The organism is Mucilaginibacter sp. CAU 1740 (genome assembly GCF_039839285.1).
GTDB lineage: Bacteria > Bacteroidota > Bacteroidia > Sphingobacteriales > Sphingobacteriaceae > Mucilaginibacter.
Genome location: NZ_JBDOQS010000002.1, coordinates 276,483 through 291,962 on the forward strand (window position 1 = coordinate 276,483; position 15,480 = coordinate 291,962).

A 15,480-nucleotide genomic window follows, 5' to 3' on the forward strand; every position below is an offset into this window, starting at 1 on the left:
TTTATTTTTTTAGATAAGTTGAGTTATAGTTTGTTTGATCTTGTCGCGTACGCCGTTATCCAGATCTTTTTGTTTCAGCAGTTCTTTGAATGAACCTACCGAACGTTTTTCCTGCAGTTTCAGCATCACATCGGCAATAGCCAGTTGCATCAGCGGCGAATCCTGTTCAACAATTGATTTGATCAGCCCTTCTCTAACTTCTGGCCTGCCGGCTAAATGAGTAAGGGCATCCAGGGTGCTCAGACGTACGTTCACGTTAGGGTCGTTATTCAATGTGGCTAAAAGGGCATCTATCACCTGTTTATCCGCATGCTTTATCTCGCCGGTGTAGCTTACACCTCTTATTCTTTCAGATGCTGAAGGGTTTTCCAATAGGGCCAGCATCATGGTTTGTTTCAATTCATGTACCTGTGTGCTGAGGGCTTTTAGTTGTTTGTCCTGGTCGTCGGCCTTGCCCTTTCCAAAAAGCAGGTAACCTGCACCGGCAACAATCAATATCATTACAAAATTATAAGCCATAGGCCAGCGTGGCTGCCATTCCCAAAGCCTGCTAATGTGATATTTAACATCGGCCCATAAACTTCTTTGCTCCTTAACCGATTCCTTGTAAGTATCCAGCATGGCATAAAACTTCACCCCCATATTGGCCGATGGCTCGGGTGTTTCAACCTCACCCATAGTGTTCCACATCTGCTGCAAACTCAATAACTCTTCGCGACAGTTGGTGCAACCTGCAATATGTTGTTCTAAAGCCCCTTTTTCCTCAAGGCTTAGCTCTTTGTTTATCCAACCGGTAAACAGTTCCTCGTATAGCTCACATTTCATCTTTATACTGTTTTATCGTTCCATTTTTACATAAATACTTTTAAGCTCCTGCATGGCCCGGTGAATACGGACTTTCACGGTGCCTTCCGTCATGCCCAGTATGTCGGCTATTTCCTGGCACTTCAATTCCTGAAAACGGCTCAGGGCTAAAATTTCGCGCTGGCTTTCGCTTAGTTTTTCCATGGCCTTATGCAATCCGGCTTTAGCTTGCTTTTTTTCAAACTGCTCGTCGGGTACCGATCCCCCGGCAATGGTTTCGGCTGCTTCCACGCCTTCGTGCTGTACCTGCTGTTTGTTTTTGCGCCAATGATCTTTCAGCACGTTGCGGGCTATCGAGTACATCCAATGAATGTATTCGCCGGTACCGGTGAACGTGTGCCGGTATTTGAGCATTTTGTAAAATACCTGCTGTACCATATCCTCGGCCAGTTCGCGCTGGTAGGTCATGTGAAACAGGAAACCATAAAGCTGACGGTTATAGCGCTCAAATAACAGGCCCATCCTGTCAAGGTCGCCGGCTTTCACCTTTAGCATAATGGCGTTATCTGTAAGCGTGTTCAATCAGTTTGTAATTATGTAATATACCTTAAGTACTTCGGCGGCGGGAAATGGTTACAGGAAAACTAAAGTTTTTTTTAATGTTTTTGTAGAGACCCATCACATGCGTCTTACGAATGCAATTTACGGTATGTGGCTGTGCAGGGGTGTTTGTCCTACGGGAGACGCATATGATGCATCTTTACCTGAAAAATTCTAATTCTTAAGCATTCTGCTAATTCATTAATTCAATAAATTCGAGTTCTGACAATAATAACGCTCCCCATCAAACTTAACAGAAATTTAAACCACATAGCCATTGGCATTGAAGTGTTTATCCATAACTTTATTACACACAATTAAAACCACATGCTTATGACCACCACCGAAGTAGCAGAAAAATTAGTGCAGTATTGCCGCGAAGGCAAACATACCCAGGCTATTGATGAGCTTTATGCCGATAACATTGTAAGCCGTGAAGTAAAAGGCTCGCCGATGGAAGTTGTCGAAGGCAAAGAAGCTGTTAAAGGCAAAACCGAATATTGGTATTCTACAGTACAGGAGGTACATAGCGGCGTAGTATCCGACCCGATTATTACCGGCAACTTTTTCGCCGTAACTATGGAGATGGATGTAACCTACAAAGAAGGCGGCCGCATGCCAATGAACGAGATAGCCGTTTACGAAGTAAAAGACGGTCAGATAGTTTCCGAGCAGTTTTTTTACAACATGGGCTAAAACCAACCGATCATAAACCAGGAAGGCCTCGCTGTACGCAGAGGCCTTTCCTGTTTATAAGCTTTTTGATTTTTACTCTATCGATCGGATGATACCTAATTCAAGTCCCCTCAACTCCGCAAGGCCACGCAGGCGGCCGATAGCCGAGTAACCCGGATTGGTTTTCTTTTTCAGATCATCCAGCATCTGATGCCCATGATCTGGCCTCATTGGGATGCTGATTTGGCGTTGCTGCATTACCTGTACCAGTTCTTTCACTACCGCATACATATCCACATCGCCCTCTAAATGATTGTCCTCATAAAAATCACCAAACTCGTTGCGGCGGGTGCTGCGCAGGTGGATGAAGTTGATCCTATCCCCAAATTGCTTAACCATAGCAGGCAGATCATTATCCGGGCGCACCCCGTATGATCCTGTGCAAAAGCATAAACCGTTATTTAATGATGGCACAGCTTCTATCAGCGCGTTGATATGTTCGGCAGTACTTACTACCCTTGGCAAGCCGAGAATGGCATATGGCGGATCGTCTGGGTGAATCACCATTTTGATGTTATTGGCATCAGCTACGGGGATAATCTCGTTCAGGAAATAAATAAGGTTTTCCCTTAAGCGTTTGGCATCGATACCATCGTAAGCAGCCAGAGCCTCCCTGAATTTATCCAGCGTGAAACTTTCTTCGCTGCCTGGCAAGCCTGCTATAATATTGCGTTGCAGCAATTGTTTATCATCATCGGTCATGCCATCAAAACGGGCTTTGGCGCGGTCGAGTTCTTCCAGGGTGTACTCCAACTCGGCACCTGGCCTTTGCAGCATGAATACATCAAAGGCTATAAAGGCAGCTTTTTCAAAACGGAGGGCTTTTGAACCATCTTCAACGGTGAAGCTCAGATCGGTGCGCGTCCAATCCAGTACCGGCATAAAGTTATAGGTAACTATGTGGATGCCACAGGTTGCCAGGTTTTGCAGGCTTTGCTTGTAGTTTTCAATGTATTGCTGATATCCCTCGGTTTGGGTTTTGATGGCCTCGTGTACCGGAACGCTTTCCACCACGTCCCAGGTTAGGCCAGCAGCCTCAATAATTGCTATGCGTTCGGTGATCGCTTCAACGCTCCATACCTGGCCGTTAGGGATCTGGTGCAAGGCGCTTACTACGCCTGTGCATCCAGCTTGGCGGATATCTGCCAAACTTACCGGATCATTAGGACCATACCAGCGCATGGTATTGATCATACTGTATGTACTCATTTTTCTATATAGATAGGTTTAATAATCAAATAAAACGGGTGTTCAATTTTATAAAGGTTGAACACCTGTCAAAAACACACATATTGATAATCAGATACTTATACATTCAGTTTCTAAAAACAAAACATAACATACTGATAATCAATAGTCGTTATTTTTATCAAAGCAAACATTGAACACCGGTTTTAAAAAATTGAACACTGACAAAATTGTGTCAGTAAACAGGTGTGCTTTTATCCGCGCCAATAATCGTTATATTTTTTTAATCGGCTTATAATTAATGGTAATTTGTTTTGCGGGTTAATTAAATTGTAAGCAATATTTAATTATCGACCTAAAATTGTTAAATTTCGGCTTCGCATTTATAAAATTCGTAAAACAACCTACATGAGTTTCGAACCTTTCCTCGCAGTATTTGTGATTACGCAATTCAGGAGAAACCTGAAAAACGATGGATTGCTTGACAAGTGGAGCAAATATCTCAATATCGGTTATTTTATCTCTATCGGCATCTTCTTTTTTGATGTAAGTTTTGACCATGGGCATAAGGTGGCTACCATTTTTTCGCACCTTTATTTTCTCGGTCTCACGTTAGCGCCGTACTATATCGACGATCTGAAATCGAGCAAACAGCTTGGTTTCGCCCTTGTACCCTACGCTATTATTGGTTTAATAAGCGATTTCCTGGAAAAATGGTTCCCTAACTTTTATGATAACCACGAGGGCACGCTTCAAAGCTTTGTAGGTTTCTCACTGATATGGGCTTTTTCCCTTTGGCTTATCAGTCGCAAACAAACCAAAGCCCTCGAGAACGAACGCAAGCAGCGTTTTGCCGAACAGGAGCAAAACCGCATGATGGCGGCCATGAAGGTAAACCTGGAAAGCGAAGTAAAAGAACGCACGGCCGAATTGCTCAAACAAACTGAAGAACTACAATTGGCTTTGTCCGAATTAAAAAGCACACAGGCGCAATTGATCCAATCGGAAAAAATGGCTTCCTTAGGCGAACTTACCGCCGGTATTGCGCACGAGATCCAGAACCCATTAAACTTTGTGAACAACTTCAGCGAGGTGAGCATCGAACTACTGGAAGAGTTAAAAGAAGAGGTATTGGATAAACTACCCGATAATGTTAAGGAAGAAGCCGATGACATCATTAACGATATCACCCAAAACCTCAGCAAAATAAACCAGCACGGCAAACGCGCCGATGCGATTGTAAAAGGTATGCTGCAACACTCGCGCGCCACAACAGGTAAAAAAGAGTCTACCGATATCAATGCCCTTGCCGATGAATACCTGCGCTTAAGCTATCACGGCCTGCGGGCTAAGGATAAATCATTTAACGCGGGCATGAAAACCAGCTTTGATCCGGAATTGGGCAAAATTGAAGCTATTCCGCAGGACCTGGGCCGGGTATTATTAAACCTGTTCAACAACTCGTTTTACTCGGTTACTGAGAAGAAAAGGTTGTTGGGTGAGGGTTACGATCCTACGGTGACGGTTAATACCCAAAAGATCAGATCAGCATCGGGCGCTAACATGGTACAGATAACCGTGGAAGATAACGGTACCGGCATCCCGCAAAAAGTATTGGATAAAATTTACCAGCCTTTTTTCACTACCAAGCCTACCGGTCAGGGTACGGGGTTGGGACTATCTATGAGTTATGATATCATTACCAAAGGCCACGGCGGTGAGTTAAAGGTTGAAACCGCCGAGGGTCAGTTCGCACGTTTCATCATCACGTTACCTGTGGGCACCGTTTAAGCAGCACAGGCATTTTTTACATTTACGGGCCGATAAAGCCCCGCAAAAACTTAACTTTGAAGCACTATGAAAATACTTGTTGTTGATGATGAGGCCGATGTTCAGCCCTTGTTTTTACAACGTTTCAGGAAAGAAATAAAAACCGGCGAAGTGGAATTTAACTTCGCGCAATCGGGCGAGGAAGCACTTGATTTTTTAGAAGGGCACCACTCGGAGGTGATCCTCATTTTATCGGATATCAATATGCCCGGCATGAGCGGATTGGAGCTGCTGCGCAACATCAGGCAGCACTACGAAAAACCGCCACCGGTAGTGATGATGATAACCGCCTACGGCGACGATGAAAACTACCAGCAATCGATGCAGCTTGGTGCCAACGATTTTTTAACCAAGCCGCTTGATTTTAACAACTTGAAAGACAAACTTAAACACTTAGAGCAATAATGGCCAAGATACTGGTTGTAGACGATGAGCAGGATTTGGAATTACTGATCAGGCAAAAATTCCGGAAAAAGATCCGCGAAGGCGCTTATGAATTTGTTTTTGCCCAAAACGGGTTTGAAGCACTTACCCAGCTAACTGCTCATCCCGATATTGATGTGGTACTGAGTGATATCAATATGCCCGAAATGGATGGTCTCACCCTGCTTACCAAGCTGCCCGATGCCAATCCTATTTTAAAAGCGATAATGGTATCGGCCTATAGCGATATGGATAACATCCGCACCGCCATGAACCGCGGCGCCTTCGATTTTGTGGTAAAGCCGGTAAACTTTGAAGACCTGGATATCACCATCGAAAAAACGCTGCTGCACGTTATCGAACTCAAAAAAACCATGCAAGCCATTAAGGAAAACAATATACTGCGCATGTATGTGGACGAGAATGTGCTCAACTTCATGACGCATAAGGAGTTTGAAACGAGCCTGCTGAGCAATGAAACCATTGATGCTACGGTGCTGTTTATCGATATCTGCGGCTTTACCGCTATTACCGAGCATTTAGCTGCCGACAAAGTGGTAAGCATGATCAACAAGTACTTTGATATTATGGTGCAGGAGATCATAGCACAAACCGGCCACATCGATAAATTTATGGGTGATGCCGTGATGGCTGTTTTCCGCGGCGAATACCACCTTGACAGGGCTATTGATGCCGCGCTCGCTGTTCGCGATAAAATGCACTGTGCCGATGAGATCCAGGCCGGTGAAAAAACTTTTAAGCCATCTGTTTCAATCGGCATTAATTCGGGGGAGATGATATCGGGCAATATTGGTTCGGCAACTTTAAAACGTTTGGATTATACGGTGATAGGCGATGCCGTGAACCTGGCTCAGCGCCTGCAAACCGTAGCACAAGCCAACCAGATCATTGTAAGTGCCGATGTTTATGAAAAAGCTAAAGGCTCATTCGCACTTAATAAAATTGGCGAGGTGAGTTTGAAGAATAAGGCTAAACCGGTGGAGATTTACGAAGTGGTGGATTAAAGTCTTAAAAATTATCTGCCGCGGGTTTAGCGCAGCGTAACCCGTGGGGTAAAATGACTGAAGTTTTCAACTTCAGTGACAATACTCTTAAAGAGAAATGCACAGCGCGTTACAAACGCGAAACCATGTTAAGCGCTCATCACAGATGAGCGCAAGAGGTAGAGTCAAAAGTCGAAAGCCATACCATCTGCCGCGGGTTTAGCGCAGCGTAACCCGTGGTGTAAAATGACTAAAGTTTCCAACTTCAGTCCCAATACTCTTAAAGAGAAATTCGTAGCGCGTTTCAAACGCGAAACCATGTTAAGCGCTCATCAGAGACGAGCGCAAGAGATTAGGCTTAAAGCAGCAATGCCATCCCTTTGGGATGACATTGCTGCTTTATTATTCACCATGTAATTGCGAGGCTCGAAGCAATCAAATGCTATACAGGGCGGCCATGCTTCCGTGCGATTGCTTCGTGCCTCGCAATTACATGGTGGTCAGTAGAATTTAAATTAATGATCCCTCACCTTTTTCTTTAACACGCCACCCGCGGCTTCTTTAATGCTATTGGTAAACACGAATGCTTTAGGATCAATGCTATGCACCAGATTTTTTAACCTGCGCACTTCCAACCGGGTTACTACTGTAAAAATGATATCAACCGGCTGGTGAACATCAAAGCTTTCTTTCATAAAACCACGCTCGCCTTTATAAATGGTGATTCCGCGACCAAGTTCCATTACCAATCGTTCTTTAATGATCTCGCTTTGGCCTGATATAATATTTACAGCGGTGTATTCTTCCAATCCATCAATAACAAAGGTGATGGTGCGGGATGCTGTGTAGTAAGTTAAAATAGAATATAATGCCGTAGGCAAGCCCAGTTCAACCGCAGCTATCAGGAAGATGATGATATTGATCCCTAAAATGATCTCGCTGATGGTAAAGCTACTGCGTTTTAGCGTGTACAAAGCCAAAATCTCGATACCGTCCAAAGCGCAGCCTCCACGGATGGATAAACCTACGCCCAAGCCCATAAATACACCACCGAATATGGATACAAGCAATTTATCAGAAGTAATAACAGGGTAGTGTATAAACTGCAGGCATAGGCCAAGTCCAATTACGCAAGCAAACGTTTTCAGTGCAAAAGCTTTATTAACCTGGAACATTCCCATAATGATAAAAGGGATGTTGGCTATGATAATAACGTAGGCTATGTTGAAGTGATAAAGCTCGTGAAGAAGAAGTGAAATGCCCGTAACCCCACCATCAAAAAAGCTATTGGGTACCAAAAAACCTTTGAGGGCGAAACCGCAGAATAAAATGCCGATGATTACTGTTACTACATCTTTGATTACTTCTTCAATTTTTAAACCCGGCTGTGTCATTAGTAGCAGTATTTTATAGTCGTTGTGTGATAGCTGTTAAATGTTCGTTTTTACATTTATCCCTGAGCCTGAGTGCTGTTTGAGTGAAGTAGCGGTGATTTTGCAGAAACTTCACCTGCTGTTTATCCCACGCCAGTTCTGATTCAAGGTGATCTGTAATTACAAGTTCCGAAAATAACCTTTTACTGAGGATAAAAAAATCATTTCGGCCCAAATAATCCAAATCGGCATCACAAATTATTTGCCCCAGGTGGTTATGAGGATTTTGCGGAATTTTGGTTGCCATAATGATATCGCAAACCTGTTCAATTTCGTCTTCGGTGTAACCAAAATCAGGTAAGTATTGACGGGCGTTTTTGCATGATCCGGTTTCATGATCAACCTGTCCAAATAAAAACCCCGAATCGTGGTAATAGGCGGCGGTTAACAATAGTTGGGTATCATGTTCGCCTATCTCCTCGCTCTGGGCAAGTCGTTTGGCGGCGGTGTAAACATCCAGTGCATGATCGGCATTGTGGTAATGAAAGCGTTCGGCTAATTCGTTTTTTATTTTGGCGAGGATGAAGGCCCCGGCTTGTTCTACCTGCATTTAGTATTATAATGGGATGCTAATATATTAATTTAGGGGAGATATGAGTAAAAGGAGGCGAAATCAAACGTTGACGCGTTTATAATACGAGGCACCTACGGAGCCAAATCCTACTTTTATTCATTTCTATAAACACGATACCCCGATGGGGTGCTAAGCCATTTTGCAAAGTTGCTAAAACCAGGCCTTGAGCCCACATTTGCTACTCCGTTAGGAGTATCGTGTTTATAGCATATACCCTCGTTCAGGTTCGGCTCCGTAGGTGCCTCGTCCAACTATGCAGGGGCGGCTATTGCTATTCACCCGTCACAATCACAACTGTCGGTGTAATTATCTGTACCAAAACAAAACCTAACAATTATCTTAGCACAATGAATAGCTGGTTTAAAAATTACAAAGGCATTATCCTGCTTATAACAGGCATTATTATAGGCAGCATTGCCGGTGCGGTTTTAGGCAACAAGGTTGAAGTGATCAAACCCGTTGGAGATATTTTCCTTAACCTGCTGTTCACCGCCGTTGTGCCATTGGTGTTTTTTGCCATATCATCGGCCATTGCCGGGCTGGATAGTTCGCAAAAGCTTGGGAGGCTGTTGGGCATTACTTCGGCTGTATTTGTTGGTACAGTGTTGGTTGCAGCTATAGTTACCATCATAGCTATTTCAATATTCCCTATCCATCAACATTTGGTGGCCAGCCCTATTACCGAGGCTATCACCAAAAAACCTTTCGGCGATCAGCTTACCAGTCTTTTTACCACCAGCGAATTTTTCCAGTTATTATCCCGCAAAAGCATGCTTGCGATGATCATCTTCGCGGTAATTACCGGCTTCGCCATTTTAAACGCGGGCGAAAAAGGCAAACCATTCGCTGCTTTTATACATAGCGGTAACGAGGTGTTTAAAAACATTTTCGTACTCATCATGAAAATGGGGCCAATTGGTTTGGGTGCTTATTTCGCTTACCAGGTTGGCGTATTCGGGCCGCAATTGTTTGGGGGATATGCACGATCAATGGCGGTTTATTACAGTGTAGGGGCTTTCTATTACCTGGTGATATTCAGTTTATATGCTTTTATAGCGGGTGGTGTTGGCGCGTTTAAGCGTTACTGGCGCAATAATATTATTCCATCGGCTACAGCGGTGGGTACATGCAGCAGTATAGCCACTATCCCGGCCAATATGGACGCGGCGAAAAAGATGGGCATCTCTGACGCTATTGCTAACATTACCATTCCTTTAGGCGGAACACTGCATAAAGAAGGCTCGAGTATATCATCCATCGTAAAAATGGCCGTTGTTTTCGCCTTGTTTGGGAAAAGCTTTGATAACCCACAAACCATTATCATTGCGCTTGCCATGACTGTTTTGGTGAGCCTTGTGGAGGGCGGTATCCCTAACGGTGGTTACATAGGTGAATTGCTGTTTATATCGGCTTATGGCTTCCCGCCCGAGGCGCTTCCTCCTGCTATTATTATAGGCACCCTCGTTGATCCCATGGCTACCTTATTGAATGCGACCGGCGATACAGTAGCGGGTATGTTAGTGGCGCGGTTTGCGGAAGGGAAGAACTGGGCGGCAAGGTCTGCCCCAATAACCAATCAATCTTAAAATACGCTCCTGATAAATGAGGGTAATTAGTTTACTGATGTAGTTTCCAAACACTATTATCCGATGTTTTTCCAAGTATGCCGGAATTGCTTAACTTTGGTATTCGTACCCATTCCAATAATTAAACTTTGAATCTCCGGAACCATATCATCTGCTTTATTGCGTTTTGCCTGCTTTTACCGGTTATGCGGGTAACGGCATCTGATAATGCGGATAGCTTGCAAAAAGTATTGAACAGGGTATTAGAAAACCGGACAAAGTATGATAACCAAAAGCAGGACGAGATCAAAAAACTAAAAGCTGATCTTAACCAAAACTACGCTTCAATCCCGGATAGGTACAACAATTACCAACGCTTGTTCAATGCTTATAAGTCGTTCATTCATGATTCGGCTTATGTTTACAGCAAAAAGCTAAACGCTACAGCCTATCAACTTAAAGATCAAAATAAAATAAACTACGCCCGTGTAAATATGGGTTTTGTGCTGGTATCTGCCGGGATGTTTAAGGAAGGGTTGGATACGCTGAGCAAAGTAAATATCAAATACCTGAACGATAAACAACGTTACGAATACCTGTTTTTGCAAGTACGCAGCAATTTTGACCTGGCCGATTTTGATAGGATAGGGGATTATTATGATCAGTACAGCAAGGCGGGTTTAATGTACTGCGATTCGATCATGCATCAATATAAACCCGATTCGTACGAATACCTTTCGGCTTACGGGATAAAAGCTTTGCGCACCCATGATTATAAGGCTGCTGTTGAGCCTTATCAAAAACTTTTACGTTTTGAACAAACCTATCAGGACAGCGCTATTAATTACAGCTGCCTAAGTTTTGTTTACCATGCTTTAGGGCATGAAGACCTGAGTTTGCCGCTGCTCATCAAATCGGCCATTATCGATAATACACATTCTACCAAAGAGTCGGTAGCGTTAACTAACCTGGCCGATAGGATCAAGAATAACGATATTGAAACCGCTTATTGGTACATTAACCTGGCTATTGATGATGCCATTCTTTATGGCGCGAGGCACCGCGAGGCGCAGATCAGCATTATTATGCCCATTATTGAAAGTGAGCAGATCAGCGGGATAGAAAAGCAAAAGCGTTCGTTGATGATCTATGCTTCTATCATTACCGGCCTGGTTATTATTGTAATTGTATTTGCATTCATCGTATCCAAGCAACTTAAAAAACTCCGCATTGCCGATCAGATCATCATCAATAAAAACAATGACCTGAATGAGGCAAATAACTCGTTAGTTAAGGCAAACAATCATTTGGATAGCGCCAATCGTAAACTCTCGCAGTTTAATGCAAAACTGGATGAGGCAAACATGATCAAGGACGAGTATATCGGCTACTTTTTCAATATCAATTCAACCTATATCGAAAAGATAGACAGGCTGAAAAAATCTATCGAAAAAAAAGTAAAAGAAAAACGTTACGAAGAAGTGCTGATGGCCCTGAACCGCATCAATCCCGATTCGGAACGGGAAAGCCTGTCGCACAGTTTTGATAAGGTGTTTTTAAATATCTTCCCCGGTTTTGTGCAGGATTTTAATGCTTTGTTTGATGATGCGCATAAAGTGCACTTAAACGAAGGCCAGTTGCTTAATAGTGAACTCCGCATTTTCGCGTTGATCCGTTTGGGCATTCATGATAACGAAAGCATCGGCAAAATTTTAAACTATTCTGTTAATACCATTTATACCTACAAAACCAAGGTTAAGAATAAATCATTTGTCCCTAACGATGAATTTGAAGACCGCATTATGCTGATCAAGGCGGTTAAGGAAGTGCCGGACCTGGCGTAGGGGCTGTTGCAGAATCTTCTCTCGCAAAGTCGCGAAGACGCAAAGTTTTTTTATACATGGTTCGAGACTTTAAGTGCGCAAGGGAAGAGAAGTCGCAAAGAGTCTTCATGCATAACATAAAAATAAATCTTCTCCCAGCACAAGTATGCAGCAAAATTATTTGGTAGGTCGCCTGTCCTACGGAAGACGCATGTGATGCGTCTCTACATCAAAAAAACTAAAAAACCTCTTTGCGGCTTAGCGCCTTTGCGAGCTAAAAATCACCATCTTTTATCTTAATTGTAGGTGCTTGTTCAATTCTTGTCCATATTCCTCCCCACAAAAATCTATATATCCTCTGTTTGTAATCTGATATAAATAATTTATTGTCAATTATTTACGATGGTTATCCTTCCCGTATTTTTAATATCGCCCTTCATATTCATTGTTTTTGATTTCAAAGCACTCTTACTTTGATAAACCCAAACGGCAAACCTGCCGGGAGGCGAACAAACCAATTTTAAACCCAATTATATGAACAAAGTTTACTTATTTAAGTATGGCTTAACCATGCTGTTTTTAACGCTCGTAATTACAGCCTTCGCACAAAAAAGTCCTTTTACAGGTAAGGTTGTTGATGAGCTTAATGGTCCGCTACCCGGTGCCACTATTCGCATTAAGGGAACCAATACATCTACCGTTACGGATAACAATGGTGTATTCTCCATTCAGCAAAGCGGTGCGCAATCGGTAACGGTTACCATCACTTTTGTTGGTTATGAAACTGCCGAAAAGGTGATCAACGCCAATCAACCGGTAACTGTAAAGTTGGTACCCAACTCAAAATCATTGGCCGATGTTGTAGTTATCGGTTATGGTTCGGTACGTAAAACTGATTTAACGGGTGCCGTTACCAATCTGGGGGCGAAAGATCTGAATCCTGGCCCAATCACCAACCCTTTACAACAATTAGCAGGTAAGGCGGCAGGCGTGAGCGTAACCCAAACCGGCAGCGAGCCTGGTACAGCACCAAGCGTGCGGATCCGTGGTATTACATCGCTTATTGGTGGTAATGATCCGCTTGTTGTGGTTGATGGGGTACAGGGCAATATGGACCTGCTAAAACAGGTTCCTCCTTCCGAAATTGAATCTGTGGATGTTTTGAAAGATGCATCGGCAACGGCTATCTACGGCTCGCGTGGTGCACCGGGTGTGATCATCATTACCACTAAAAAGAACAAGAATGGCACCAGCACGGTAGAGTACAACGAAAACTCATCACTCGATGTAATTTCTAAAAGGCTAAACATGCTAAATGCCGACCAGTGGTGGCAACAGGCCCAGCTTTACGGCGTACCTGCATCGGCCAATCACGGTTCTAACACCGATTGGTATAACCTGCTTACGCGTAATGGTGTTACTCAAAACCATACACTTTCTTTTGGTGGTGGGGCCAATGGGTTTAACTACCGGGCTTCAATCAGTGCCATTTTGCAAAATGGTATCGTGATCAACTCTAATTACAAAAATTATATCGGCAGGATCCAGGCTACTCAAAAAGCGCTTGATGATAAGTTAACGCTTACCATGAATTTGAACAACGGGATTGATAATGCCAATTACAGTCCGCCAAGTATTGGGCGCGCGGCATTTACCTCAAATCTGTTCAGCAATATTTATGTAACGCGACCAACAGATCCGGTTTATAATACCGATGGTACTTATTATACTGATCCTAACGTGTTTCAATACATTAACCCATATGCGGTTGCCCAAACTGTCGTTAACAATGTAAAAAACAACAACCTGTTTGGTAGTTTAAAGGCCGATATTGAATTAACTAAAGGCTTAACTGCCGGTTGGTTTGGCAGCTGGCGCAAGGTGGATGGCAATACGGGTTATTATCTCCCTGCCGAATCTACCGTGGCATCGGCCATCGATAACCAGGGTATTGCTAACATCAGCAACTACCACCAGGATGAACGCCTGATGGATATCAGCCTGAACTACAAAAAAGATTTCGGCGTACACCACCTGGATGCGATAGCCGTGTACGAGTGGCAGGGGCAAACTTACAACGGCAACTTCGCGCAGGCCAAAGGTTTTATCAATGATATTGCTACCTACAACGCCTTGCAACTTGGGGATTTGAGTAAAGTTACCCCCGGCGATATGTCATCCTACAAAAACGACAGGAAGCTGGTATCGTACTTAGGTCGTGTAAATTACTCGTTCCAAAATAAATACCTGTTCACTGCCAGTTACAGGCGCGATGGTTCATCTGTTTTTGGGGTTAACAATAAATGGGGTAATTTCCCATCGGCATCGGTAGCCTGGAGATTAACTGAAGAATCTTTCCTGAAAAATCAGCATGTATTCAGCAACCTGAAACTGCGTGGCGGTTGGGGTATTACAGGTAACCAGCAGGGGCTTGCTCCGCAAAACTCATTGCAGTTGGTGGGCTATGCAGGTGTCACCTATTTTGGCGGTCAGCAGATCACCAACTTTGTGATCAGTCAGAATGCCAACCCCGATTTGAAATGGGAAACCCGTAAGCAAACCAACATCGGTATCGACTTTACTACCCTTAACGACCGTCTGAACGGCTCTATCGATGCGTACACCGCTACAACTGATAACCTGTTGTTTAACTATACCGTGCCTCAGCCTCCTTATCCGTACCCAAGCATAGCCGCCAATGTGGGCAGCCTGCTTAACCGCGGTTTGGAATTAACGCTGAGCTACCAGGTTATCAAAACCAAAAATACCACGCTTACATTGGCGGGCAATGGCTCATTGCTTAAAAACAAGGTGCTTAACTTAAGCGGATCGATAGGTGGTGTGCCGTTGAATACCGATTATGTGGGCTGGGGCTCAAATTCATACCTCATTAAGGGCAAGCCTATTGGCACTTTCTATATCCTGAAACATGCCGGTAAAGATGCCGCCAATGCCGAAACAGTTGTCGATCAGAACAAAGATGGTGTTATTGACCAGGGCAATATGAGTGCGGATAGGGTTATCGAAGGCCAGGCTACGCCTAAATATACCTACGGTTTTACACCGAGCTTCAGCTATAAAAACTTCGACGCCTCGATGGTTTGGCGTGGTTCGGGCGGTAACAAAATCTATAACCAGATCCGCTCACAATTAAGCTATTTCGAAAATTTGGGTAAAGCAAACGTACTGCAAAGCGCTGTGCCAACGGGTTTATATACCTCGCAATATGGCTCAGACCTGTGGTTGGAAAGCGGCTCGTTCCTCCGTTGGGAAAACCTCTCGTTTGGTTACCGTATCAACACGGCCCATATCAAATACATCAGCTCGTTGCGGGTATCGGTTACGGGTACAAACCTGTTGGTTGTCACCAAATACACCGGTATCGACCCGGAGCTTAACGTAAGCGGCGGAAGCGGATCGGGCGGTGATTATGGTATTTACCCTCGCACACGCACCTTTTCCCTTGGTTTAAATGTAGTGTTGAAATAATTAATTGAGGAC

At 43.9% G+C, this 15,480-nt stretch carries 12 protein-coding genes; 7 read left to right on the top strand and 5 right to left on the bottom strand.

The features are described from left to right. Positions 1 to 9: 9 nt before the first annotated feature. Positions 10 to 825 (bottom strand): zf-HC2 domain-containing protein, encoded by an 816-nt coding sequence (locus tag AAFN85_RS05560; RefSeq protein WP_347526005.1) that lies wholly within the window; start codon positions 823 to 825, stop codon positions 10 to 12. 12 nt (positions 826 to 837) lie between these two features. Further along, positions 838 to 1,386 carry a sigma-70 family RNA polymerase sigma factor gene (locus AAFN85_RS05565; protein WP_347526006.1) on the bottom strand — a complete coding sequence of 183 codons (549 nt, stop codon included), beginning with the start codon at positions 1,384 to 1,386 and terminating at the stop codon, positions 838 to 840. 351 nt (positions 1,387 to 1,737) lie between these two features. Here AAFN85_RS05565 and AAFN85_RS05570 point away from each other — a divergent pair, with 351 nt between their 5' ends. After that, positions 1,738 to 2,100, top strand: a complete 363-nt coding sequence (locus AAFN85_RS05570) for a nuclear transport factor 2 family protein (RefSeq protein ID WP_347526007.1) — start codon at positions 1,738 to 1,740, stop codon at positions 2,098 to 2,100. 72 nt (positions 2,101 to 2,172) lie between these two features. Here the strand turns inward: AAFN85_RS05570 and uxuA are convergent, their stop codons facing one another. Next, positions 2,173 to 3,348 (bottom strand): mannonate dehydratase, encoded by a 1,176-nt coding sequence (gene uxuA, locus AAFN85_RS05575; protein ID WP_347526008.1) that lies wholly within the window; start codon positions 3,346 to 3,348, stop codon positions 2,173 to 2,175. Positions 3,349 to 3,735: 387 nt separating this feature from the next. Here uxuA and AAFN85_RS05580 point away from each other — a divergent pair, with 387 nt between their 5' ends. The 3 genes from AAFN85_RS05580 (at position 3,736) to AAFN85_RS05590 (ending at position 6,605) form a co-directional block, all read left to right on the top strand. Continuing rightward, positions 3,736 to 5,118, top strand: coding sequence for an ATP-binding protein (locus AAFN85_RS05580; RefSeq protein WP_347526009.1), 1,383 nt, complete (start codon positions 3,736 to 3,738; stop codon positions 5,116 to 5,118). 66 nt (positions 5,119 to 5,184) lie between these two features. Further along, a complete protein-coding gene (locus AAFN85_RS05585; RefSeq protein WP_347526010.1) occupies positions 5,185 to 5,562 on the top strand; it encodes a response regulator in 378 nt (125 codons plus the stop codon). Further along, positions 5,562 to 6,605, top strand: coding sequence for an adenylate/guanylate cyclase domain-containing protein (locus AAFN85_RS05590; RefSeq protein WP_347526012.1), 1,044 nt, complete (start codon positions 5,562 to 5,564; stop codon positions 6,603 to 6,605). Before AAFN85_RS05585 ends, AAFN85_RS05590 begins: the two co-directional genes overlap by 1 nt. Before the next feature lie 494 nt (positions 6,606 to 7,099). Here the strand turns inward: AAFN85_RS05590 and AAFN85_RS05595 are convergent, their stop codons facing one another. Further along, positions 7,100 to 7,978: a YitT family protein gene (locus AAFN85_RS05595; protein WP_347526014.1), complete on the bottom strand. Its 879-nt coding sequence runs from the start codon at positions 7,976 to 7,978 to the stop codon at positions 7,100 to 7,102. 13 nt (positions 7,979 to 7,991) lie between these two features. Beyond that, a complete protein-coding gene (locus AAFN85_RS05600) occupies positions 7,992 to 8,567 on the bottom strand; it encodes an HD domain-containing protein (RefSeq protein WP_347526016.1) in 576 nt (191 codons plus the stop codon). A 371-nt stretch (positions 8,568 to 8,938) separates the two neighbouring features. Between AAFN85_RS05600 and AAFN85_RS05605 the strand changes: the two genes are divergently transcribed. From AAFN85_RS05605 to AAFN85_RS05615, 3 genes are all read left to right on the top strand, one after another. Continuing rightward, a complete protein-coding gene (locus AAFN85_RS05605) occupies positions 8,939 to 10,177 on the top strand; it encodes a dicarboxylate/amino acid:cation symporter (RefSeq protein WP_347526018.1) in 1,239 nt (412 codons plus the stop codon). Positions 10,178 to 10,305: 128 nt separating this feature from the next. Then, positions 10,306 to 12,000 carry a DUF6377 domain-containing protein gene (locus tag AAFN85_RS05610; protein WP_347526020.1) on the top strand — a complete coding sequence of 565 codons (1,695 nt, stop codon included), beginning with the start codon at positions 10,306 to 10,308 and terminating at the stop codon, positions 11,998 to 12,000. Between the two features lie 513 nt (positions 12,001 to 12,513). Next, positions 12,514 to 15,468 (top strand): TonB-dependent receptor, encoded by a 2,955-nt coding sequence (locus AAFN85_RS05615; protein ID WP_347526021.1) that lies wholly within the window; start codon positions 12,514 to 12,516, stop codon positions 15,466 to 15,468. The last annotated feature ends 12 nt before the right edge of the window (positions 15,469 to 15,480 follow it).